This is a genomic window from Streptomyces sp. NPDC091371 (assembly GCF_040684275.1).
Taxonomy (GTDB): Bacteria; Actinomycetota; Actinomycetes; order Streptomycetales; family Streptomycetaceae; genus Streptomyces.
The window spans coordinates 88,350-111,827 of the sequence record NZ_JBFBFP010000027.1 but is presented as its reverse complement, the minus strand read 5'-3'; the positions used below and the strand labels follow the sequence as shown (position 1 = coordinate 111,827).

Sequence of the window (23,478 nt, the reverse complement as noted above, 5' to 3'; positions counted from 1 at the left end):
CGGGGCGCTGCTCCGTCTGGCGGCGTGAGCCAGAAATCCCCGATCAGCCCTGGAGGGTGAGGAATCCCCTCCCTTCAGGGAGGGGAGGATTCAATTGGCGTCCCCGGCGTCCCCGGCGTCCCCGGCGTCCCCGGCGTCGGGGAGGATTCCGAAGGCTCCGGCGAAGCCCGGGTCGACGGACATGTCGTCGAAGTCCTCGGCGAAGTCCACGGGCTCGCGGAGGGTGCCGGGCGCGGTCCGCAGGACCTTCCCCGCCAGGGGGACCACCTTCGCGACGGGCTCGCCGGCCTTGCTGATGATCACCTCCTCGCCTGTGGCGACCAGCGCCAGGATCTCGTCGAGCATCGTCCCCGCTTCGCGGGCGTCGTACTGGTGGGTCGCTTCCACTGGCACTCCTAGGGCGGGGCGGGGGAATCGCACGGCCACAGCTCACCGGGCCGGTGTGAGCGGCGCCAGCACTGTCACCCCCGCGGGGGACCGCAATCCCTCGCGCGGGCGACACCACCGCGTCGTAGGGTGGGAACCCCCGGCCCGTACGACGTGTCGGGTCCTTCGCGTTGCCCCCTCACCGGATGGAAGCCGCTACATGAGCCTGCACGGACTGCTCGACGCCGTCACCCGGGACCCCGCGCTCGCCGAGGCGGTCACCGCGGCCGGGGACGGCAACCGCATGCACGTGGACGTGGTCGGCCCCGGTGCCGCGCGGCCCTTCGTGATCGCCGCGCTGGCCCGGCGGACCGAGCGGACCGTCCTCGCGGTCACCGCCACCGGGCGCGAGGCCGAGGACCTGGCCGCGGCGCTGCGCTCGCTGCTGCCGCCCGACGAGGTCGTGGACTACCCGTCCTGGGAGACGCTCCCGCACGAACGGCTCAGCCCGCGCAGCGACACCGTCGGCCGCCGGATCGCCGTGCTGCGCCGCCTCGCGCACCCGAGCAAGGACGACCCGGCCGCCGGGCCCGTCTCCGTGGTCGTCGCGCCGATCCGGTCCGTGCTCCAGCCGCAGGTCAAGGGGCTCGGGGACCTGGTGCCCGTGGGTCTGCGGCAGGGGCAGAGCGCCGACCTCGGCGAAGTGACCCAGGCGTTGGCGGCCGCCGCGTACGCCCGCGTCGAGCTCGTCGAGAAGCGCGGGGAGTTCGCCGTGCGCGGCGGGATCCTCGACGTGTTCCCGCCCACCGAGGAACACCCGCTGCGCATCGAGTTCTGGGGCGACGAGGTCGAGGAGATCCGCTACTTCAAGGTCGCCGACCAGCGGTCCCTGGAGATCGCCGAGCACGGGCTGTGGGCGCCGCCCTGCCGCGAGCTGCTGCTGACCGACGAGGTGCGGGAGCGGGCCGCGGCCCTCGCCGAGGCGCACCCCGAGCTCGGCGAACTGCTGAACAAGATCGCCGAGGGGATCGCGGTGGAGGGCATGGAGTCCCTCGCCCCGGTCCTGGTCGACGACATGGAGATGCTGATCGACGTGCTGCCCGCCGGGGCGATGGCCGTCGTGTGCGACCCGGAGCGGGTGCGGACCCGGGCCTCGGACCTGGTGGCGACGAGCCAGGAGTTCCTGATGGCCTCCTGGGCCGCCACCGCCGGCGGTGGCGAGGCCCCCATCGACGTCGGCGCGGCCTCGCTGCGCGGGATCGCCGACGTCCGGGACCACGCGCGCGAGCTGGGCATGATGTGGTGGTCGGTGTCCCCCTTCGCCGCGGACGAGGCGGTCGGCGGGGACACCTTGAAGCTCGGCATGCACGCCCCCGAGGCCTACCGCGGCGACACCGCCCGCGCGCTCGCCGACACCAAGGGCTGGATCGCCGACGGCTGGCACACCGTCTACCTCACCGAGGGCCACGGCCCGGCCGCCCGTACCGTCGAGGTGCTCGGCGGCGAGGGCATCGCGGCCCGGCTGGAGGCGGACCTGCGGGCGCTGGAGCCCTCGATCGTGCACGTCGCCTGCGCCTCCCTCGACAACGGCTTCGTCGACCCGGCGCTGAAGATCGCGGTGCTGACCGAGACCGACCTGACCGGGCAGCGCACCGCGACCAAGGACCTGGGCCGGATGCCGACCCGGCGCCGCAAGTCGGTCGACCCGCTGACCCTGGAGGTCGGCGACTACATCGTCCACGAGCAGCACGGCGTCGGCCGCTACATCGAGATGGTGCAGCGCACCGTGCAGGGCGCCACCCGCGAGTACCTGCTCGTGGAGTACGCCCCGGCCAAGCGCGGCCAGCCCGGCGACCGGCTGTACATCCCCACCGACCAGCTGGAGCAGGTCACCAAGTACGTGGGCGGCGAGGCCCCGACCCTGCACCGGCTCGGCGGCGCCGACTGGACGAAGACCAAGGCGCGGGCGAAGAAGGCGGTCAAGGAGATCGCCGCCGACCTCATCAAGCTGTACAGCGCCCGCATGGCGGCCCCCGGCCACACCTTCGGCCCGGACACCCCCTGGCAGCGGGAGCTCGAGGACGCCTTCCCGTACGCGGAGACGCCCGACCAGCTGACCACCATCGCCGAGGTCAAGGAGGACATGGAGAAGTCCGTCCCCATGGACCGGCTGATCTGCGGCGACGTCGGCTACGGCAAGACCGAGATCGCTGTGCGGGCGGCGTTCAAGGCGGTCCAGGACGGCAAGCAGGTCGCCGTCCTCGTCCCCACCACCCTGCTGGTGCAGCAGCACTTCGGGACCTTCTCCGAGCGCTACAGCCAGTTCCCGGTGAACGTGAAGGCGCTGTCGCGCTTCCAGTCCGACACCGAGTCCAAGGCCACGATGGAGGGCCTGAAGGAGGGCTCGGTGGACGTGGTCATCGGCACGCACCGGCTTTTCTCGCAGGAGACCAAGTTCAAGGACCTGGGCCTGGTCATCGTCGACGAGGAGCAGCGGTTCGGCGTCGAGCACAAGGAGCAGCTGAAGAAGCTGCGGGCCAACGTGGACGTGCTGACGATGTCCGCGACGCCGATCCCGCGCACCCTGGAGATGGCGGTGACCGGCATCCGCGAGATGTCGACGATCACCACCCCGCCGGAGGAGCGCCACCCGGTGCTCACGTTCGTCGGCCCGTACGAGGAGAAGCAGATCGGCGCGGCGATCCGGCGCGAGCTGCTGCGCGAGGGCCAGTGCTTCTACATCCACAACCGGGTCGAGTCCATCGACCGGGCGGCGGCGAAGCTGCGCGAGATCGTGCCCGAGGCGCGGATCGCGACGGCGCACGGCCAGATGTCCGAACAGGCCCTGGAGCAGGTCGTGGTGGACTTCTGGGAGAAGAAGTTCGACGTGCTCGTCTCGACGACGATCGTGGAGTCGGGCATCGACATCTCCAACGCGAACACGCTGATCGTGGAGCGCGGCGACAACTTCGGCCTCTCGCAGCTGCACCAGCTGCGCGGCCGCGTCGGCCGGGGCCGCGAGCGCGGGTACGCGTACTTCCTGTACCCGCCGGAGAAGCCGCTGACGGAGACCGCGCACGAGCGGCTCGCGACGATCGCCCAGCACACGGAGATGGGCGCCGGCATGTACGTGGCCATGAAGGACCTGGAGATCCGCGGCGCGGGCAACCTGCTGGGCGGCGAGCAGTCCGGCCACATCGCGGGCGTCGGCTTCGACCTCTACATCCGCATGGTCGGCGAGGCCGTGGCGGACTACCGGGCCGCCGTGGAGGGCGGGGTGGAGGAGGAGCCGCCGCTGGAGGTGAAGATCGAGCTGCCGGTCGACGCGCACGTCCCGCACGACTACGCGCCCGGCGAGCGGCTGCGCCTGCAGGCCTACCGGTCCATCGCGGCCGCCAACTCCGAGGCGGACATCAAGGCCGTGCGCGAGGAGCTCACCGACCGCTACGGCAAGCTGCCGGAGCCGGTGGAGAACCTGCTGCTCGTGGCGGGGCTGCGGATGCTGGCCCGGGCGTGCGGGGTCGGCGACATCACCCTGCAGGGCCCGAACATCCGCTTCGGGCCGGTGGAGTTGCGGGAGTCGCAGGAACTGCGCCTGAAGCGGCTCTACCCGGGGTCGGTGCTGAAGCCCGCCACCTCGCAGGTGCTGATCCCGCGCCCGAAGACCGGGAAGATCGGCGGGAAGCCGCTGGTCGGCCGGGAACTGCTGGCCTGGACGGGCGAGTTCCTCACCACCATCCTCGGCTCCTGACGCGCCGTGGAGGCCGGGCCCGTACGGGCCCGGCCTCCACCGGCGGTCACTTCATCGGGTCGTCGTCGATGCCCAGCTTTTCTTCCATCATCTGCTGGCCCTTGTCGACCTGTTCGGTGTACTTGCCGCCGGTCTTCTCGTTGACCTGTTGTTCGGCGGCGTCCGAGACGTCCTTGCCCTTGGCCTTCGCCTGGTCCTTGAACCTGTCGAAAATCCCCATGTCACGGGCTCCTTCCGTATCCCGCATGCGACGCTACGCGGGTTTCGGGTGATTCGCCCGTTGAGGGGATGTCCGTCCCGGTTCAGCCCAGGCTGTCGGCGTCGATGACGTCCTTGCCGGTCGGGGCGTCGGCCTGCACCGGCTCGTTGAACTTGCTGAAGGAGATCTCCCCCGGCTCCTTGCCGGTGTTGGTCGCCTTGAGCAGGTAGGGCTCGCCCTTGGTGGCCACCAGCAGGGTCTCGGTGCCGTCGGTGGTCTTCGTCGTCAGGGTGAGGGCCTCCCGGCCGTCGACCGTGGCGACCTTGCCCTTCTGGGCGCCCTTGCTGTCCTCGAACTCCTTGAGCAGCTCGTCGAGGTCGCACAGGGTGGACATTTCCTTCGAATCCGGGTCGTCGGCCTTCGACTTCAGCCAGTGGCCCGCGAGCATCTTGATTGCCTCGTCCGCCTGTTCCTTGGGCATGTCCTTCAGCTGGGCGCGGTAGAAGGGCTCGTCGGCCTTGACGTACACGAACTGGGCGTTGCGGATCAGCTCGAAGGAGCCGTCCTGGCTGGAGATCGCACCCTTGCAGTCGCCGCTCTTGCTGACGGCCATGTCCAGCTTCATCTGCTTGCCCTCGTCCCAGACGTTTCCGCTGATGGTGAGCGAGGTCGCGCCGCGCAGGGCGGTCACGGACTTGTCGGCCACCTGGGAGCCGGTCAGGTCGGGGAACGGGCCGGACGGTCCGAGCAGGGAGCATCCGGTGAGTCCGAGGACTGCGGTGCAGGTGAGGGCGGCGGCGGTGGCGATGGGGCGGTTGGGGGTACGCATGGGGGGACTCTCCGCGGCAGGGAAGGGTGGGGCGGGGGAAGGGTAGGGGAGGTGCGTGCCCAACCGGAACGTGGGGGTCCGGTTGGGCCGTGTCAGTGGTGCGGCTCGGGTCAGCCGGACTTCTTCCAGTCCTTGCAGTCGTTGGTCTTGAAGTAGGCGTCGTCGGCGCCGATCGTCACGACCGCGGGCCCGGTGGGGTTCTCGTTCGCGATGATCGAGTCGATGTCGTGGGCCGCGCTCTTGGAGCGCTCCCAGTAGCAGGCGTCGCCGTCGGCGGGGCCCTCGGACTTGTAGGTGCCCGGGGCGATGTCGGTGCCGACCTTGAGCATTCCGGCCTTGCCGGAGAACTCGGTCTTCGGGGAGCCGCCCGCGGCCTTGGGGTCGACGGCCTCCCAGTCCTTGCAGTCGTTCGTCTTGAAGATCTTGTCGCCCTCGGCGATGGTCACGTAGCTCGAGCCGACGACGTTGTCGTTGGCGATGATCGAGTCGGTCTCGCCGGAGGAGTCCTTGGCCCGCTCCCAGTAGCAGCCCCCGGAGCCGTTGCCCGTGGTGCGGTAGGTGCCCGGCTTGACGTCCTTGCCGACCTCGAAGGTGCCGTTGCCCTTGAAGGCGGCCTTCTTCTCCTCGGCCGGCTTCTTCGAGGCGTCGCCGGAGGCGGGGGCCGAGGACGAGGACTTCGCGCCGTCCTGGGCGGTGTCGGTGCCGGCGCACGCGCCGAGCGTCACGAGCGCGAGGGCCGCGCCGCAGCTCGTGAGGACCTTGTGGCGGGCGGACTTCTTCGTGGACATGGGTGTTCCTGCCTCTCCGGCGTGTTCCGGTTACGCGGTGTTCTCTGTGCGACGGGGTGATCACATCAGATGCCTGTGAACCGAGTCAACAGAAAACCACGAGGAAGTTGAATTCACACTGTGAACGAATCCCTTAACTGTGAACGGGTATGCTCCCCGGCATGTCCGAGGAGATCGGCGCCCCCCACGCCCCCCACACCCCCCAGACCTCCCCCCCGGCCGCCCCCGCGGAAGTCACCGCGGCCGATGTGGCCCGCCTCGCCGGAGTCGGCCGGGCCGCCGTCAGCAACTGGCGGCGCCGGCACGCCGACTTCCCCAAACCCGTCGGCGGCACCGAGACCAGCCCCTCCTTCGCCCTCCCCGAGGTCGAACAGTGGCTGCGCGCCCAGGGCAAGCTCGCCGAGGTCCCGCTGCGCGAACGCGTCTGGCAGCGGATCGCCGCCCACCCCGGCGGGGCGGTCTCCGCACTCGTCAAGGCCGGCAGCGCGCTGCTCGTCGTACGGGAACGGCCCACCGAGTGGCTGAAGGCGGCCGCCGCCCCCGACGAGCACCTGGCCGGCCTGCTGCGGCCCGTCCTCGACGAGGTGCTCCGCGCCCGCCTCGGCCCCGGCCACGCCCTCCACGAGGTCCCGCTGCGCCCCTCCGCCGTGCCGCTGCTGCGGGCCGCCGCCGAACTCGCCGCCGAACTCGGCGCCCACGAGGCCTTCGAGTTCCTCCTCGGCCGCCACCTCGACGCCAACCCCCGCCAGTACACGCTCACCCCGGACGGGCTCGCCTCGCTCATGGCCGCCCTCGCCGGCCCGGCCCGCACCGTCCTCGACCCCGCCTGCGGCACCGGCACCCTGCTGCGCGGCGTCCCCGGCGCCACCGCCCTGTACGCGCAGGACTCCTCACCCGAACTCGCCGCCCTCACCGCGCTGCGCCTGGCCCTCGGCGGCCCCGCCACGGTCCGCGCGGCCGCCGCCGACAGCCTGCGCAGCGACGCCTTCGCGGGGCAGGCCGTCGACGCCGTGCTCTGCCACCCCCCGTTCAACGAACGCAACTGGGGCCACGAGGAACTGGCCTACGACCCGCGCTGGGAGTACGGCTTCCCGGCCCGCACCGAATCCGAACTCGCCTGGGTCCAGCACTGCCTGGCCCACCTGCGCGAGGGCGGCACCGCCGTCCTGCTCATGCCGCCCGCCGCCGCCTCCCGCCGCTCCGGCCGCCGCATCCGCGCCGACCTGCTGCGCCGCGGCGCGCTGCGGGCCGTCATCGCACTCCCGGCCGGCGCCGCGCCCCCGTACGGGATCCCCCTGCACCTGTGGGTGCTGCGCGCGCCCGCCCCGCAGGCGGCGCCCCCGGCGGGGCTGCTCCTCGTCGACGGCGCGGCCGCCGGGGACGGCGCGGTGGAGGCCGCCTGGGCCGCCTACGACAGCACCGGGACGGCGGAGGAGGTGCCGGGCGTCACCCGCGTCGTGCCCGTCATCGAGCTCCTCGACGACGACGTGGACCTCACCCCCGCCCGCCACCTGCCGCCGCCCGCCGCGGGCGGCGGCCCGGCCGAACTGGCCGCCGTACGCGAGCACCTCGCCGAGACCCTCGACCGGGCGGCCCGGCTCACCCCGCCGCCCCCCGCCCCGGCCGCCGGCGGCGCGGCCCGCCCGCCGCTGACCACCATCGGCGAACTCGCCCGCGCCGGCGCCCTGGAGCTGCACACCGGCACCGGAACCGGCACCGGCAGCGCCCCCGTCCTCACCGAACAGGACGTCTACGCGGGCACGGGCCCCTCCGGCGCGCTGGCGGCAGGCCCCGACGCACCCGTGCTCACCGCCCCCGGCGACGTCCTCGTCCCCGTCGTGGGCCTCGCCTCCGTCGCCCGCGTGGTCTCCGAGGACACCGCGGGCGCGGTCCCCGGCCGGGGCCTCGTCCTGCTGCGCCCCGACACGGCCGCCCTCGACCCGTGGTTCCTCGCCGGATTCCTGCGCGGCACCGCGGGCACCCGCCGCGCCAGCAGCCACGCCTCCACCGCCACCCGGCTCGACGTGCGCCGGCTCCGGCTGCCGAGGCAGCCGCTGGCCGAACAGCGGGGTTACGGGGCCCGGTTCCGTGCGCTCGCCGAGTTCGAGGACGCGCTGCGGCTGGCGGGCCGGCTCGGCGAACAGCTCGTACAGGGCCTTTACGACGGCTTGTCCGACGGCACGGTCACGCCGGACTAGCGGGAGCGGCGGGCGGGTGTGCTGCGAGCGTGCAACGGTTGTGGACACCCCCTCACCGCCGGCCGGAAAGACTTATACGCTCAGGGGGCAAGTCTTTCCGCACGGCCCGTCAGGAGCAGCGATGCACGGCCCCGGCATCCCGCCGCAGCATGGTCCCCGGCCCACCTCCGGGGGAGTGGTGGCACTGCGCGTGCTGTTCACCCTGCTCCCGCTCCTGAGCTGCGGCTTCCTGGCCTGGGGCACGATGCTGCGGCTCGCGCTGGTGACCCGCAGGACCCGGGACTGGTTCCTGCTGGGGGTCAGCTGCGTGCTCGCCGTCGGCTGGGTCACGCTGATCGGCTTCGACGACACCCCCGAGGTCAACGGCTGGCAGGGCAACACCGGGGCCGGGGGCACGATCTTCACCGGCATCGCGACCTGCGTCTACTTCCTCATCGCCGACATCCGCCACCACGAGCGCCTGGCGGCCGCCGGGACCGCGTCCTGGTACCCGCCGCAGCCCGCCCCGTACGGCCCGCCGCACCAGACCACCCCCTCCTACGGCTACCCGCCGCAGGCGCCCACGCCGACTCCGGGCCAGATCCAGGCACCGCCGCAGGCGCCCGCCGCCCCGCGCATCGGGCAGGTGCGCGCCGAGCTCGACGAGCTCAGCGAGCTGCTGCGCAAGCAGGACCCGCACCAGACCCCGAGCTCCTTCCAGGATCCGCAGCAGTGACCGACCGGCTCATCGGCGACCGCTACCAGCTCGCCACCATCCTCGGCCAGGGCGGCATGGGCCAGGTCTGGACGGCCTACGACCGGCGCCTCGACCGGCGCGTCGCCGTCAAACTGCTGCGTCCCGACAAGGTGGCGGGCCCCGGCACCGTCGCCGAGGAGCTGCGCCGCCGCTTCGTCCGCGAGTGCCGGGTCACGGCCCAGGTCGACCACCCCGGGCTGGTCACCGTGCACGACGCGGGCAGCGACGGCGACGAGCTCTACCTGGTCATGGGGTACGTCGAGGGCTCGGACCTCGCCGACCACCTCGCCGAGCACGATCCGTACCCCTGGCCGTGGGCGGTCTCCATCGTCGCGCAGCTGTGCTCGGTGCTGTCGGCCGTGCACGCGGTGCCGATCGTCCACCGGGACCTGAAGCCGCGCAACGTGATGATCCGTCCGGACGGCACCGTGCTCGTCCTGGACCTCGGCGTGGCCTCGGTGATGGACACCGACACCACCCGCCTCACCAGCACCGGCTCGCCCATCGGCAGCCCCGCCTACATGGCGCCCGAACAGGCCATGGGCGGCGCGGTGGGCCCGTACACCGACCTCTACGCGCTCGGCGTGCTGCTGTACGAACTCCTCAGCGGCAACGTCCCCTTCGCCGGGTCCACCGCCCTCGGCGTCCTGCACCGCCACCTCTACGAGCCCCCGCAGCCGGTCCGCGGGCTGCGCCCGGAGGTCCCGGCGGAGCTGGAGGCGCTCCTGCTCCGGCTCCTCGCCAAGGACCCGCAGGACCGCCCCGGTTCCGCGCAGGAGGTCTACGAGGCCCTCATGCCGCTGCTGCCCGCCCGCGGCAGCGCCGCGCCGGCCGGACCGCTCGACCCGACCCGCCCGTTCCTGCGCCCCCAGGCCCCCTGGCCGGACCGGGCGGCGGCCGCCGCCCCGGCCCCCGGCATCCCGGGCGTTCCCGGTGTCCCGCCCCGGCCGAGCACGCCGCCGGCCACGCCCGCGAAGCCGGACATCCCGGGCGCCGTGGACCAGGCCCGTCAGCTCCTGTCCCAGGGGCGGCTCACCCAGGCCGTGGACATCCTCGGCGGCATCCTCCCGGCCGCCGCCGCCGAGCACGGCGAGCACTCCCCGGTGGTCCGCTCCCTGCGCAAGCAGTACGCCGCCACGCTGATGGACGACGGCCAGTACCGCCGCGCCCTGCCCGAACTGCGGCGCCTCGCCGACGAGTTCCCGGCCGGCGACCCGCAGGCCCTGCGCTTCCGCTACGACTCGGCCCAGTGCCTGGAGCAACTCGGCGAGCCGGCCGCCGCCCTGGCGGAGTACCGCTCGCTGCTCCCGCTCTTCGAGAACCACTACGCCAACCCCGACCCCGGCCTGCCCCTGGAGATCCGCCGCCGGATAGCGCACCTCCAGCTCTCCCTCGGCGACCGCACATCGGCCCACGACACCCTGGCCCGGCTGCTCTTCGACGCGGAACGCCTGCACGGCCCGGCCCACCCCTTCCCCACCGAGGTGCGCCGGACCCTGCACTGGCTGGGTCAGGTGCGCTGACGCCTCCGCAGCGTCAACCCGAGCAGCACGGCCAGGGCCACCCCCGCGGCCGCCGCCCCCGGGACGAGCCCCGGGGGCCGGAAGGAGCAGGTGACGCTGGTGGTGCGGCCGTCCAGCGGGACCGCCACCAGCCCCAGGTGGGCCGAGGCCGGGCGGCCGTTGCAGGTCCAGCCCGCGATCGCCGGGACGGAGAGGACCGCCGTGCCCGTGGCGCCCGGCGGCAGCGTCGCCCGGACCTCCGAGGAGCCGACCCGCACCGAGGTGGCCGCCGTGGCGCGCAGGGCGGCCACCGCCGGGTCGAGCTTCGAGCGGTCCAGGCAGGACAGGGTCCAGCGGGGCGGCGCGGCCGCGTCGAAGACCAGCGCCGAGGAGGCCCCGCGGGAGACGCCCAGCGGCTGCACGGCCGCCCGGTTGCGGGGCGCGTTGCCGTTCAGCCGGAACGCGGGGCCGTCGGCGAGGCGGGCCGTCGCGTTGTACTCCGGGGCCCACAGGAAGGCCTCGGTGCCCGCGCGGCAGACCCCGGACGCCTCTGGATCCTCGTACACCTTCGCGCCCAGCAGCAGCTCCTGGTTGGCGAACGGCGAGTCCTGCGCGTAGGAGAGGGGGGCGCCGGGCGGGCGGGTCGTCACCAGCGGGGGGACCTCCGCGCGGCGGACCGTGCCGTCGGGCTGCAGGCGGGCGCCGACCGCGAACACGGCGTCCGTCACCGGGTTGTCGATGCTCTGGACGTTGCGCCCGCGCGAGGTCCAGCCGGCCCCCAGGGCCACCATCGTGTGCGTGAACACCGCCGGGGTGTGGCTGCTGTAGTAGGCGCCGCCCTCCCCGCCCAGCAGCATCGGGTCGTTGCCCGTCAGCGCCGGGCGGCTCGGGTCGGTGCGGTACGCGGGCCAGCCCCCGGCCCCCGCCAGGGCCTCGGAGCGCGCGGTGTGGGCGGAGGTCCAGGACGGGTAGTCGTCCAGGCCGCCGAGCTTGCCCTTGTGGCCGTACGCGGTGCTCGCGGCGGCCTGGCCGGCGAGCACCGCCGCGAGCAGCGCCGCCGCGGGCAGGAGCAGCCGGCGGTGGCGCAGCGCCCACCAGGCGAGGCCCGCCAGCACCAGCCCGCCGCCGAACAGCAGGTACCCGATCCGCGTCGTGAGGGGGCTGCCGCCCGCCCACAGCGCGGCCGCCGTGAGCAGTCCGGCCCCGGCCGCCAGGGCCCGTACGCCGGGCAGCCCGGCCGAGAGCCCCGCCCAGGCGGCGATCACCGCGATGCCGGCCAGCACGAAGGTCTGCCGGTACGGGCTGCCGTTCGGGGTGGCGAAGAGGTGCCAGGCCAGGTGCGTCGGCGCCCACTGGAGCGAGAGCGCCACGGCCGCGGTCAGCCCCGCCCAGCACAGCCGGGTCCGCACGGGCACGGCCCGGTGGAAGGGCAGCGCGGCCACCAGCAGCAGCGTGCCGGTGCCGACGAAGACGGCCGGGGAGGAGAAGGAGTACGTCGCCGGCATCAGCCGCGCGAACACGTCGGCCCAGGACACCGGCCGGAACTCCTTGACCCACCCCGGATAGGCCTGCCCGGAGCTGAGGAACAGCGGCAGCAGCACCGGAGCGGCGAGCGCGATCCCCAGCACGGTCGTCCCGGCCGCCCGCCCGACCACGGCGAGACGGTCCCGGACTCCCCCAGCTACCGCTGGGAGGGGCCCCCGCTCCCGCGCCAGGACCACCCGTACGAGCACCACCAGAGCGGCGCCCAGGGTCGCCATGTAGGCGGTGTAGAAGTTCGCCGTCCAGCAGACGGCCACGACCAGCACGCCGAGCGCGAGCCGGCGCCCGCGCAGCGCCCATTCGCCCGTGAGGCACAGCATCGGGAAGGCGATCAGCCCGTCCAGCCACATCGGGTTGTAGGAGGCCTCGATCACTGACCAGCCGCACAGCGCGTACGAGGCCCCGAGCAGCCCCGCCGCCCACCACGGCCCGCGCCGCTGGGTGCGCAGCAGCCAGGCCATCGCCGCCGCCGCGGCCGCCGTCTTGAGGACGGTGACCACGTACACGGCGAGGTCGATGTCGGCGCGCGGGAACAGCCCGACGAGCACGGCGAACGGGCTGGTGAGGTAGGTCCCCAGATCCGGCAGGAAGCTCGTGCCGTACCCGGAGCGCCAGTTGAACAGCAGCCCGCCCTCCGCCCGGCCGTGCAGCAGGTCCCACAGCTGCGCGTGGAAGGGCACGAACTGGTTGCCGAGGTCGTTGATGCTGCGGTGGCGGGGCCCGTACGGGAAGACGCGGGCGACGGCGTCCCCGGCGCACACGGCCACCGCCGTGAGCAGGGCGGCGAGCGCGGAGCCGCGCAGGCTCCGGCGGCGCGGTTCGCTGCGCGGCGAGCGGTGCGGTGCGCTGCGCTGTGCGGTGCGTGGCGCGAGGTGCGGTGTCGGCATGGTGGGCCGACCCTGGCAGCACCCGGCGACCGAAGGGTGGCCGGAGAGTGGCTGCGACACAAACAAGCGCGCACCCCAACACCCAGGGAATCGTTGGTCGAACCGGTGGTCCGGATCACCCTGACCTCATAACATCGATCACCGCACGGCCTTGTGCAAGAACGCACAATCTCCCGGCCCTGGAGGCTCCTTTGCACCGTCGCACAGCGATCTCCGTCTCCGCCGCCCTGCTCCTGGCGGCCCCCCTCCTGTCCGCCTGCTCGGGCGGGACCCGCCCCGGCACCGCGGCCGTCGTCGGCGGCGAACGGATCACGACCTCCGCGCTCCAGGCGCAGGTGAACGACGTCCGGGCCGCGCAGGACCGTTCCGGGGCAGGGGCCCAGCTCATCGGGGCGACGCCGCAGCTGGAGCGCGTCAAACTGGGCCGGATGATCCAGCTCCGGATCCTGGAGAAGGCCGCCGACGACGCGGGGATCTCGGTGAGCACCAAGGACGTCGAGGACGCCCGCAAGGCCCGGCAGGGCAATGGCACCGCGGCGGCGCTGGAGCTGAGCGCCCTGCAGAACCGCATCCCCCTCGCACCCGGGCAGATCGACGACGACCTCCGCTTCCAGCTGCTGTTCGCCAAGATCACCGAGCGCTTCGGCCAGGACAAGTTCCTCGAACCCCTCGCCAAGGCCGCGGAGCAGCTGCACATCGAGGTGAACCCGCGCTACGGGGCCTGGGACGCGCAGCAGATCGGGCTCGGCCAGGCGCAGACCCCGTGGATCACCCAGCGGACGCAGGCCGACCAGCCCCCCGCCGGAGCCTGAGGCATCGGCGCAGGGGTAGGTTCGAAGGGTGACCGACCACGCACCCACCGACCCCGCCCCCGCCGACCAGGCATCCGCCGGGCCCGCCGCCGAGGCGACCGGCCGCATCGTCCTGCTGACCACCAGCCACCGGGTCGCCCCCGGCGTGCTGTCCTGGCCGGCCTGGCAGACCCTGCACGCCGCGGACCGGGTGCTGTGCGCCGACACCGGCCACCCGCAGCTGCCGTACCTGCGGGAGGCCGGCATCGAGGTCGAGCACGCGAGCCCGGACGCGCACGCGCTGGTCGAGGCCTGCGCGGGCGGCCGCACCGTCGTGGTGCTCCCGGGCGGCGAGGGCGACCAGCGGCTCACGGACGGCCTGGCGCGGCTCGCCGGCTCGGGCCGCTTCTCCATGCCCGACCTGGAACTGCTGCCGGGTTCGTACGACCTGCCGGGCGCGCGCCTGCTCGACGTGGTCCAGGTGATGGACCGGGTCCGGCGCGAGTGCCCGTGGACCTCGGAGCAGACCCACGAGGGCCTGGCGAAGTACGCGATCGAGGAGGCGTACGAGCTCGTCGAGGCGATCGAGGCCGGCGACCGTACGGAGCTGCGCGAGGAGCTCGGCGACGTCCTGCTCCAAGTGGTCTTCCACGCGCGGATCGCGCAGGAGGGAACGGGCGCTGCAGAGGACGCCGACGAGGCGTTCTCCATCGACGACGTGGCCGGGACCCTGGTCGAGAAGCTGATCCACCGGCATCCGCACGTCTTCGGCGACGCCGCGGCCGAGAGCCCCGAGGACGTGCACGAGCACTGGCAGCGCACCAAGGCGGTGGAGAAGGGGCGGGAGTCGGTCACCGACGGGATCCCGCTGGGCCAGCCCGGTCTCGCGCTCGCGGCGAAGCTCGCCGGCCGGGCCCGTGCGGGGGAACTGGCCGTGGAACTGCCCAGGGGTGAGGGCGTGGGGTACGAGCTGCTGGCGCTGGCGGCGCGCGCGGAGGAGGAGGGTGTCGATCCCGAGACGGCTCTGCGGGCGGCGGCCCGCGTCTACCGGGATGCGATCCGTGCGGCCGAGGGCGTCGGCGAGTAGCCCCCAGCAGCGGTGGTTCAGTAGGAGCGCGGAGCCCGGCTCGAAGGGTTGTGCCAGTGCGGCGACGGGCGGTTCAGGAACCACTCGCCGAAGCCCAGGGGGCGCCCGTACCCGGGGCCGTGGCCTTTGCCACTGGCAGGTACGGAGTCGTGGAAAATCCGGCCGGGAGGGGTGCCCAGCTCCTCCAGCAGGTACGCGGTCTCGTTGATGAACAGCGGCGGCCCGCTGAGGTAGACGTCCTGGTCGGGCCAGAGCCCGCGGTTGCTGAGGGCGGTGGCGAGCCGGTCCGTGGCCTGGTTGCGGTGCTGGCCGGGGGCGGGGGTGATGTAGGTGACGCTCAGCCAGTCGAAGGCGGCGGCGTACTCGTCGATGAGCGGCCGGTCGTAGAGGTGCGCGGCGTCCCGCGCCACCACGAACAGCCGCACGTCCTGATCGGGAGGGTGCTCCGCGAGTTCCTCCAGCATGGCCCGGATCGGCGCCCAGCCGGTGCCCGCGGCGATGAAGCTGACCGGCCGGTCCTCGCGGCGCAGGGTCAGCTGCCCGCCGGCGGCGGCGAGCCGCAGCCTGTCGCCCGGCTGTGTCTCGCGGACCAGGGAGGGGCTGAGGCGGCCCCGGTCGATCCGGCTGACGTGCAGGTCGACGGTGCCGTCGGGGCGGGGTGCGTTGCCCAGGGAGTACGTCCGCCAGGTCGTGGGGACCCGTTCGCTGCTCACGCTCGTGTACTGGCCGGGGAGGTAGGGGAAGGGGACCAGGGGCTGGAGGGTGAGGACGCCGATGTCCTCCCCGTACTGGAGGTGGCGTACGACCTCGGCGTCCCACCACGGCGGGTCCTCGCTGGTGGCGGCGCCGCCCATCATCGTGTCGGCGATCACCTGGTAGGCCTCGGCCCACGCCTTCTCGACCTGCGGGGTCCAGGCGTCTCCGGAGGTCTCGGCGAGCGCGGCGAGCAGGCTGGAACCGACGGCCGCGTAGTGTTCGGGGCCGACCATGAACTTGCGGTGGTCGCGCCCCAGGTCGCGCAGGTAGGGGACCAGGCTCTCGTTCTCCAGGTGGGCGATCACGTGCGTGAGCGCGGCGAAGAGCCGGTCCCGCTGTCTTTCCATGTCCTCGAAGGAGACCGGGAAGAGTTCACGGACTCCGGGGTTGTGCCAGAACAGGTGGGAGTAGAAGAACTTGACCGCGTGTTCGGCCCGTCTCTCCACCACCGCGAAGCTGCTTTTCAAGATCCTCACATCCACAAACCCGAAAGTAGGAATGTCGGAGTGCGTGAGGTCAAGCGACGACCCATCTACGGACAGCCGCGGCGAACCGGCCATATGGGGTGGAGGGTGGGCGCCGGGATACGGTCGTCGGGTGCACGAGCAGACTCCCGCAGCCCCCGCAGACGTCCCCGCCGACCCCTCCTCCCCGCAGGGTCCGACCCTCTTCGACTGGGAGTTCGCCACCGACCCCTATCCGGCCTACGCCTGGCTGCGCGAGCACTCCCCGGTGCACCGCACCAAGCTCCCCAGCGGGGTGGAGGCCTGGCTGGTGACCCGGTACACCGACGCCCGCCAGGCCCTCGCCGACCAGCGGCTGAGCAAGAATCCCGCGCACCACGCGGAGCCCGCGCACGCCAAGGGGAAGACCGGCATCCCCGGGGAGCGCAAGGCGGAGCTGATGACGCACCTGCTCAACATCGACCCGCCGGACCACACCCGGCTGCGGCGGCTGGTGTCCAAGGCGTTCACCCCGCGCCGGGTCGCCGAGTTCACCCCGCGGGTGCAGGAGCTCACCGACCACCTCATCGACCAGTTCGCGGCGAAGGGGGAGGCCGATCTCATCCACGAGTTCGCCTTCCCGCTCCCCATCTACGCCATCTGCGAGATGCTCGGCGTACCGCGCGAGGACCAGGACGACTTCCGCGACTGGGCCGGCATGATGATCCGCCACGGTGGCGGCCCGCGGGGCGGGGTCGCCCGCTCGGTGAAGCAGATGCGCACCTATCTCGGGGAATTGATCCACCGAAAGCGGGATGATCTGGGCAATGACCTCATCTCGGACCTGATCCGGGCGAGCGACCACGGCGACCACCTGACGGAGGCCGAGGCCACCGCCATGGCTTTCATCCTGCTTTTCGCCGGTTTTGAAACCACGGTGAACCTGATCGGCAACGGGCTGCACTCCCTCTTCATGAACCCGGACCAGCGCGAGCGCCTCCAGGCCTCCCTCGCCGCCGGGGAGACCGGCCTGCTGGCCACCGGGATCGAGGAACTCCTGCGCTACGACGGCCCCGTGGAGCTGGCCACCTGGCGGTTCGCCACCGAACCGATGACCCTCGGCGGCCAGGGGATCGCGGCCGGAGACCCGGTCCTGGTCGTCCTCGCGGCCGCCGACCGGGACCCCGAGCGGTTCGCCGAGCCGGACACCCTCGATCTCTCCCGGACCGACAACCAGCACCTCGGCTACGGGCACGGCATCCACTACTGCCTGGGCGCTCCGCTCGCACGACTTGAAGGGCAGACCGCGCTCGCGAGTTTGCTGACGCGTCTGCCGGATCTGGAACTCGCCGTTCCACCCGAAGAGCTGCGCTGGCGCGGCGGACTCATCATGCGTGGCCTGCGCACTCTCCCCGTCCGCTTCGCACCGTCAAACGCCTGAGCGGCGCCTGACCAGAAGTCAGTTCCCGAGCGAACTTGTGACATGCGTTCGATGGCCGCTAGGTTCTGCCGTTACCCCGCCGTTATGCGAAAGGTGCAGCCTCATGCGTTCCGGGAACGGCCGCCACAGACGCCCCCGTCAGGTGCCCGCGATAGTCGTCACCGCCGGAGTCACCGGCTCCGCGCTGGCCCTGCCGCTGCTCGCCGCCACGAGCGCGAGCGCAGCCGACACCTCCACGTGGGACAAGGTCGCCGAATGCGAGAGCGGCGGCACGTGGAGCGCCAACTTCGGCAGTGGCGCCTACGGCGGGCTCCAGTTCACCCAGGAGGAGTGGCGGGAGGCCGGCGGGCTCGAGTTCGCCGCACGGGCCGACCTCGCGAGCCGGTCCCAGCAGATCGCCGTCGCCGAGCGGGTGCTCGCGGCGCGCGGCCCGCAGGCGTGGCCGATGTGCGCGGCGCCCGCCGGGCTGGACGCGCAGGGCCCCGCCGCGGTGGTGGACCCCGGCCAGACCGGCAGCGGCGCCGCCGGCCGCACGCCGTCCCGCCCGGACGACAAGGTGCCGAACCACGGGACCGGGAAGCCCTCCACGGACTTCGGGGCCCCGACCCCGGCCGCCGTCCCCGACGGCCCGCTCGGCCCGAACCTCGGACTGCCCGTCATGCCGCCGCCGGACCTCCCGGTGCCGGAGCTCCCGACGCCGGACCCCACGGCCCCGGGCAACTCCGGCCACCCGGTGGACCCGAGCGCGCCGGTCGTGCCGCCCACGACCCCGCCCACGACCTCGCCCGCGGCCCCGCCCGCCACCCCGGGCCTGCCGCCGGTGACCCCGGCCGACCCGAGTGCTCCGGCCGACCCGAGTGCCCCCGCGGCCCCGGGCGCCTCCACCGCACCGGGGGCCACGCCCGCGGAGGGCAGCGGCAAGCACCGCGGCGCGCCCGCGGCCGAGGCGCCCGCCACACCTGACGCCGCGTCGAAGCCCACGTACACCGTGAAGGAGGGCGACAGCCTGACGGCCATCGCGGATGCCAAGGGGCTCAAGGGCGGCTGGAACGCCCTCTACTCGGCCAATGAGCAGGTCATCGGCAAGGATGCCAACCTGATCAAGCCCGGACAGAACCTGGATCTAACCGCGCATTAAGGGCACTTCAGCCATCCGGAAAGAGTTGATTGTCCGTTTTCTGTAAGTGAGACATGTGTCTCTTCCGGTCAACTGGCGTGTCCCGCCTCGGGGCTTCCGCAAACCCCGTCCTCACCTGCGCAAACGCCCTCGGAAGGGGCGCAAGTAGGCACCGTTTCCCCCCGATGTCGCTCGTTGAACATCGGGGGGAGACCTGTCTACCTTCTGAATCGCTCGCCACCGCGAGCTCCTTCGACCGCATCGCCGAGTCCTGCCGGCGGACGGGGGGAACAGTCGTCGCGTCAAGCGCCGAAGGCAGGAGCGGGGGAACCAAGGTAGGTGCCGGGAGCGGCCGTTGAAAGACGGTCACGCAACCGGCTAGGGGTCAAGACGTGCGCTAGGTCGCACGGCCGGGCAACTCACTCGCCCGAACCCGACAGCTCACCTCGTAGGCGTCGGTGAGGAGAAACCTCATGCTGCTTTCCGGCAAGGGCAAGCACCGTCGCGCCGCCAAGGCCGCCCGCATCGTCACGCTCGCCGGTGTCGCCGGCGCCGTCGTCGCGGCGCCCCTGATGGCCGCGGGCACCGCGAGCGCCGCCACCGCTTCCGAGTGGGACCGCGTCGCGCAGTGCGAGTCCGGTGGCAACTGGGCCATCAACACGGGCAACGGCTACTACGGCGGCCTGCAGTTCTCTTCCTCCACCTGGGCCGCGTACGGCGGCAAGGCGTACGCCCCGCAGGCCAACCAGGCCTCGAAGTCCCAGCAGATAGCCATCGCCGAGAAGGTCCTCAAGGGCCAGGGCAAGGGCGCCTGGCCGTCCTGCGGCGTGGGCCTGTCGAACTCCGCCTACGGCGGTGGCGCCTCGACCGAGACCAAGAAGACCGAGACGAAGAAGACCGAGCCGAAGAAGTCCGAGACCAAGAAGTCCGAGCCGAAGAAGTCCGAGCCGAAGAAGACGGAGCCGAAGCGCTCCGAGACCCCGGCCCCGACCACCCGCTCCGAGCGCACCGAGGCCGTGAAGACCGGCAACGGTTCGTACGAGGTCAAGTCCGGCGACACCCTGGGCGACATCGCCGACGCGAACGGCGTCAAGGGCGGCTGGGAGAAGCTCTTCGAGCTGAACAAGGACATCGTGTCGGACGCCGACCTGATCTACCCGGGTCAGAAGCTGAAGCTCAGCTGAACAATGCGGCAATAGCCGCAGGTGTCTTCACCACACGTGACAGCCCCACCGCCCGGCGCGCCTTCCCCCCGCGCGCCGGGCGGCGGCGTTTGCGCAGGGCGAACCGCCCATCTCAAGAGTCCTATGTCCTGGAACAGGGGTATTCGGGCCCTTTTTCGTCCCAGGACCCGGGCGGTCGGCTGGCCGAGTGCCCGGAGCCGGTTAGGCTCTAAGCGGCAAGGCCGTCCCACGGCCTGACATGCCGCCGCACACCCAGCGTCACATCCCAGAAGGAGATGCTCGTGCCGTCCATCGACGTCGTCGTAGCCCGGGAAATCCTGGACTCCCGAGGCAACCCCACGGTCGAGGTCGAGGTGGGCCTCGACGATGGCAGCACCGGCCGTGCTGCTGTCCCGTCCGGCGCCTCCACCGGAGCGTTCGAAGCCGTAGAGCTCCGTGACGGTGACCCCAACCGCTACCTCGGCAAGGGCGTCGAGAAGGCCGTCCTCGCCGTCATCGAGCAGCTCGGCCCGGAGCTCGTCGGCTACGACGCCACCGAGCAGCGCCTGATCGACCAGGCGATGATCGACCTGGACGCCACCGAGAACAAGGGCTCCCTCGGCGCCAACGCCATCCTCGGCGTCTCCCTCGCCGTCGCGCACGCCGCGTCCGAGGCCTCGGACCTTCCGCTCTTCCGCTACCTCGGCGGCCCGAACGCGCACCTGCTGCCCGTTCCGATGATGAACATCCTCAACGGTGGGTCGCACGCCGACTCCAACGTGGACATCCAGGAGTTCATGATCGCCCCGATCGGCGCGGAGTCCTTCTCCGAGGCGCTGCGCTGGGGTGCCGAGGTCTACCACACCCTCAAGAAGGTCCTGCACACCAAGGGCCTGTCCACCGGTCTCGGTGACGAGGGCGGCTTCGCCCCGAACCTGGAGTCCAACCGCGCCGCGCTCGACCTCATCGTCGAGGCCATCAAGCAGGCCGGCTACACCCCGGGCAAGGACATCGCGCTCGCGCTCGACGTCGCCGCGTCCGAGTTCTACAAGGACGGCAAGTACGAGTTCGAGGGCCAGTCCCGCTCGGCCGCCGAGATGACCGAGTACTACGAGGAGCTCGTCGCGGCGTACCCGCTCGTCTCCATCGAGGACCCGCTGTTCGAGGACGACTGGGCCGGCTGGAAGACCGTCACCGAGCGCATCGGCTCCAAGGTGCAGATCGTCGGCGACGACCTCTTCGTCACCAACCCGGAGCGCCTGGCCCGCGGTATCGAGGAGGGCTCCGCGAACGCCCTGCTCGTGAAGGTGAACCAGATCGGTTCGCTGACCGAGACCCTCGACGCCGTCGAGATGGCCCAGCGCAACGGCTTCAAGTGCATGATGTCGCACCGCTCCGGCGAGACCGAGGACGTCACCATCGCCGACCTCGCCGTCGCCGTGAACTGCGGCCAGATCAAGACCGGCGCCCCGGCCCGCTCGGACCGCGTCGCCAAGTACAACCAGCTGCTGCGCATCGAGGAGATCCTCGACGACGCCGCCGTGTACGCGGGCCGCAGCGCGTTCCCCCGCTTCAAGGGCTAATCACGGCTCCAGAGGTCTAGCCTCCGTACGTCCCCGCACTCGGTCCCGTACCGTGTGCGGGGACGTATTGCGTCGTACGCGCACACAGGGGAGGCGGATCAATGGCCGGGAACCGGGATCGGTTCTCCACCTTCTCCACCGCGACCAGGCTCAAGCAGCTCGGCGAGCGGACCGCCGCCCACGTCTACCGCTCGCAGTCGCGCCGCCAGGTCCGCCGCAGCCGGCTCACCGGACGCGCCGCCCTCCTGGTGCTCGTCCTCTGTACCCTGGTCGTCGCCCTCGCGTATCCGATGCGCCAGTACGTCTCCCAGCGCGCGGAGATCGCGGAGCAGCAGCGGGCCGCCGCGACCGCACGGGACCGCCTGGAGCGGCTCCGCGACGAGAAGGCCCGCTGGCAGGACGACGCGTACGCCGAGCAGCAGGCGCGCAAGCACCTGCACTTCCTGCGCCCGGGGGAGATCGGCTACATCATGACCGCCCCCGGAGCCGACGCGCCCGAGCGGCACCGCACCGGCCAGCCCGGCGCGGACCGGCCCTGGTACTCGAACGTCTGGGACGGCGTCGACAAGGCCGACCGCCCGGGCGACTGAGCACCGCACCCATCCACGAGAACGAAGAGACTTCCTCCAGGCATGCAGACGCCCCCGCCCCAGACCGACCGGACCGAGCCGACCGACGCCGACGTCGAGGCGTTCCAGCAGCAGCTCGGCCGCCCGCCGCGCGGGCTGCGCGCCATCGCGCACCGCTGCCCCTGCGGCCAGCCGGACGTGGTGGAGACCGCCCCGCGACTCCCCGACGGCACCCCCTTCCCGACGCTGTACTACCTGACGTGCCCGCGCGCCGCCGGCGCCATCGGCACGCTGGAGGCGAACGGCGTGATGAAGGAGATGCAGGCCCGGCTCGCCGAGGACCCGGAGCTCGCCGCCGCGTACCGCAAGGCGCACGAGGACTACATCCAGCGCCGTGACGCCATCGAGGTGCTCCAGGGCTTCCCGAGCGCCGGCGGCATGCCGGACCGGGTGAAGTGCCTGCACGTGCTGGTCGGCCACTCCCTGGCCGCGGGCCCGGGCGTGAACCCGTTCGGCGACGAGGCCCTCGCGATGCTGCCGGAGTGGTGGGCCAAGGGCCCCTGCGTCACCCCGTGCGCGGACAAGAAGGAAGAGGACGCGAAGTGACCCGGGTCGCGGGCATCGACTGCGGTACGAACTCCATCCGGCTCCTCGTCGCGGACCTGGACCCGGCCACCGGGGACCTCGTCGAGCTGGACCGCAGGATGACCATCGTCCGGCTCGGCCAGGGCGTGGACAAGACCGGCCGGCTCGCCCCGGAGGCCCTGGAGCGCACCTTCGCCGCCTGCCGCGAGTACGCGGCGGTGATCAAGGAGCTGGGTGCGGAGCGGGTGCGCTTCGTGGCCACGTCCGCCTCCCGGGACGCCGAGAACCGGGACGACTTCGTGCGCGGGGTCAAGGAGATCCTGGGCGTCGAGCCCGAGGTGATCTCCGGCGAGGAGGAGGCGGAGTTCTCCTTCACCGGCGCCACCAAGGAGCTCGCCGCGCACGAGCACCTGCAGCGGCCGTTCCTGGTGGTGGACATCGGGGGCGGCTCGACCGAGTTCGTGGTCGGCGAGGAGCACGTGCGGGCCGCGCGCTCCGTGGACGTGGGCTGCGTCCGGATGACCGAGCGCCACCTGGTGGTGGACGGGGTCGTCACCGACCCGCCGACCCCCGAGCAGATCGCCGCGATGCGGGCCGACATCGAGGCCGCGCTGGACCTGGCCGAGGAGTCCGTCCCGCTGCGCGAGGCCCGCACCCTGGTGGGTCTGGCCGGCTCGGTGACCACGGCCGCGGGGATCGCCCTCGGCCTGCCGGAGTACGTCTCGTCGAAGATCCACCACTCCCGGATGTCCTACGAGCAGGTCCGGGAGATCAGCGGGCGGATGCTGACGGCGACGCACGCCGAGCGCGCCGCGATCCCCGTGATGCACCCGGGGCGGGTGGACGTGATCGGCGCGGGCGTGCTGGTCCTGCTGGCCGTCATGGAGCGGATCGGCGCCTCGGAGGTCGTCGTCTCGGAGCATGACATCCTGGACGGGATCGCCTGGTCCGTCGCCTGAGACGGGGCGCGCCGGTCAGCGGATTCCCAGGCGGAACGGTCTGTTCGGCCGTCCGAAGAGGGGTCTGAGGGGGACTTTGGTCCCCTGATCCACATCAAGTTCGTGAAGTTCTTCACAAGGAAAAGGGGTCTGTTGGGCGACCGGAAGGGCCGTTGGGGGCTCTTCGGGGGCCCACAGGCCCCTTTC

General features: G+C 72.5%; 19 protein-coding genes and 1 riboswitch. Of the genes, 13 read left to right on the top strand and 6 right to left on the bottom strand.

Annotated elements, in window-relative coordinates; all coding sequences use genetic code 11:
- Nucleotides 1-90: 90 nt before the first annotated feature.
- The gene (locus tag AB0O21_RS26100; RefSeq protein WP_365174614.1) at nucleotides 91-387 is read right to left on the bottom strand and encodes a type II toxin-antitoxin system prevent-host-death family antitoxin; all 297 of its coding nucleotides are present in this window, start codon (nucleotides 385-387) and stop codon (nucleotides 91-93) included.
- A 199-nt stretch (nucleotides 388-586) separates the two neighbouring features.
- Here AB0O21_RS26100 and mfd point away from each other — a divergent pair, with 199 nt between their 5' ends.
- Entirely contained in the window at nucleotides 587-4,117 is a 3,531-nt protein-coding gene (gene mfd, locus AB0O21_RS26095) for a transcription-repair coupling factor (protein ID WP_365174612.1), read from the top strand.
- Nucleotides 4,118-4,163: 46 nt separating this feature from the next.
- Here mfd and AB0O21_RS26090 read toward each other — a convergent pair whose 3' ends face one another.
- The 3 genes from AB0O21_RS26090 to AB0O21_RS26080 form a co-directional block, all read right to left on the bottom strand.
- Nucleotides 4,164-4,337 carry an Rv0909 family putative TA system antitoxin gene (locus tag AB0O21_RS26090; protein ID WP_365174610.1) on the bottom strand — a complete coding sequence of 58 codons (174 nt, stop codon included), beginning with the start codon at nucleotides 4,335-4,337 and terminating at the stop codon, nucleotides 4,164-4,166.
- A gap of 82 nt (nucleotides 4,338-4,419) precedes the next feature.
- On the bottom strand, nucleotides 4,420-5,145 hold the full coding sequence (locus AB0O21_RS26085; protein ID WP_365174608.1) for a hypothetical protein: 726 nt from the start codon (nucleotides 5,143-5,145) through the stop codon (nucleotides 4,420-4,422).
- A gap of 110 nt (nucleotides 5,146-5,255) precedes the next feature.
- Nucleotides 5,256-5,933, bottom strand: a complete 678-nt coding sequence (locus tag AB0O21_RS26080; RefSeq protein ID WP_365174605.1) for a hypothetical protein — start codon at nucleotides 5,931-5,933, stop codon at nucleotides 5,256-5,258.
- A 161-nt stretch (nucleotides 5,934-6,094) separates the two neighbouring features.
- Between AB0O21_RS26080 and AB0O21_RS26075 the strand changes: the two genes are divergently transcribed.
- From AB0O21_RS26075 to AB0O21_RS26065, 3 genes are all read left to right on the top strand, one after another.
- Nucleotides 6,095-8,131 (top strand): N-6 DNA methylase, encoded by a 2,037-nt coding sequence (locus AB0O21_RS26075; RefSeq protein ID WP_365174602.1) that lies wholly within the window; start codon nucleotides 6,095-6,097, stop codon nucleotides 8,129-8,131.
- 121 nt (nucleotides 8,132-8,252) lie between these two features.
- Nucleotides 8,253-8,846: a hypothetical protein gene (locus tag AB0O21_RS26070; RefSeq protein WP_365174600.1), complete on the top strand. Its 594-nt coding sequence runs from the start codon at nucleotides 8,253-8,255 to the stop codon at nucleotides 8,844-8,846.
- Entirely contained in the window at nucleotides 8,843-10,390 is a 1,548-nt protein-coding gene (locus tag AB0O21_RS26065; RefSeq protein WP_365174597.1) for a protein kinase, read from the top strand. Before AB0O21_RS26070 ends, AB0O21_RS26065 begins: the two co-directional genes overlap by 4 nt.
- Here AB0O21_RS26065 and AB0O21_RS26060 read toward each other — a convergent pair.
- On the bottom strand, nucleotides 10,378-12,798 hold the full coding sequence (locus AB0O21_RS26060) for a YfhO family protein (RefSeq protein ID WP_365174595.1): 2,421 nt from the start codon (nucleotides 12,796-12,798) through the stop codon (nucleotides 10,378-10,380). The two genes, AB0O21_RS26065 and AB0O21_RS26060, sit on opposite strands and share 13 nt — an antisense overlap.
- A gap of 191 nt (nucleotides 12,799-12,989) precedes the next feature.
- Between AB0O21_RS26060 and AB0O21_RS26055 the strand changes: the two genes are divergently transcribed.
- Complete coding sequence (locus tag AB0O21_RS26055) at nucleotides 12,990-13,610, top strand: SurA N-terminal domain-containing protein (RefSeq protein ID WP_365174592.1); 621 nt, start codon at nucleotides 12,990-12,992, stop codon at nucleotides 13,608-13,610.
- A 28-nt stretch (nucleotides 13,611-13,638) separates the two neighbouring features.
- Nucleotides 13,639-14,676, top strand: coding sequence for a nucleoside triphosphate pyrophosphohydrolase (locus tag AB0O21_RS26050; protein ID WP_365174590.1), 1,038 nt, complete (start codon nucleotides 13,639-13,641; stop codon nucleotides 14,674-14,676).
- 17 nt (nucleotides 14,677-14,693) lie between these two features.
- Here AB0O21_RS26050 and AB0O21_RS26045 read toward each other — a convergent pair whose 3' ends face one another.
- On the bottom strand, nucleotides 14,694-15,908 hold the full coding sequence (locus AB0O21_RS26045) for a globin domain-containing protein (protein ID WP_365174587.1): 1,215 nt from the start codon (nucleotides 15,906-15,908) through the stop codon (nucleotides 14,694-14,696).
- A gap of 121 nt (nucleotides 15,909-16,029) precedes the next feature.
- Here AB0O21_RS26045 and AB0O21_RS26040 point away from each other — a divergent pair, with 121 nt between their 5' ends.
- The 7 genes from AB0O21_RS26040 (at nucleotide 16,030) to AB0O21_RS26010 (ending at nucleotide 23,292) form a co-directional block, all read left to right on the top strand.
- Nucleotides 16,030-17,316, top strand: a complete 1,287-nt coding sequence (locus tag AB0O21_RS26040) for a cytochrome P450 (RefSeq protein WP_365174584.1) — start codon at nucleotides 16,030-16,032, stop codon at nucleotides 17,314-17,316.
- 103 nt (nucleotides 17,317-17,419) lie between these two features.
- Nucleotides 17,420-18,454 (top strand): transglycosylase family protein, encoded by a 1,035-nt coding sequence (locus AB0O21_RS26035; RefSeq protein WP_365174582.1) that lies wholly within the window; start codon nucleotides 17,420-17,422, stop codon nucleotides 18,452-18,454.
- 276 nt (nucleotides 18,455-18,730) lie between these two features.
- Nucleotides 18,731-18,903: riboswitch (cyclic di-AMP (ydaO/yuaA leader) on the top strand.
- 3 nt (nucleotides 18,904-18,906) lie between these two features.
- Entirely contained in the window at nucleotides 18,907-19,617 is a 711-nt protein-coding gene (locus tag AB0O21_RS26030) for a transglycosylase family protein (protein ID WP_365174580.1), read from the top strand.
- A gap of 275 nt (nucleotides 19,618-19,892) precedes the next feature.
- Nucleotides 19,893-21,179: a phosphopyruvate hydratase gene (eno, locus tag AB0O21_RS26025; protein ID WP_365174577.1), complete on the top strand. Its 1,287-nt coding sequence runs from the start codon at nucleotides 19,893-19,895 to the stop codon at nucleotides 21,177-21,179.
- Nucleotides 21,180-21,280: 101 nt separating this feature from the next.
- On the top strand, nucleotides 21,281-21,769 hold the full coding sequence (locus AB0O21_RS26020; RefSeq protein ID WP_365174574.1) for a septum formation initiator family protein: 489 nt from the start codon (nucleotides 21,281-21,283) through the stop codon (nucleotides 21,767-21,769).
- A 42-nt stretch (nucleotides 21,770-21,811) separates the two neighbouring features.
- A complete protein-coding gene (locus tag AB0O21_RS26015) occupies nucleotides 21,812-22,354 on the top strand; it encodes a DUF501 domain-containing protein (protein ID WP_365174571.1) in 543 nt (180 codons plus the stop codon).
- On the top strand, nucleotides 22,351-23,292 hold the full coding sequence (locus AB0O21_RS26010) for a Ppx/GppA phosphatase family protein (protein WP_365174568.1): 942 nt from the start codon (nucleotides 22,351-22,353) through the stop codon (nucleotides 23,290-23,292). Before AB0O21_RS26015 ends, AB0O21_RS26010 begins: the two co-directional genes overlap by 4 nt.
- Nucleotides 23,293-23,478 lie beyond the last annotated feature (186 nt).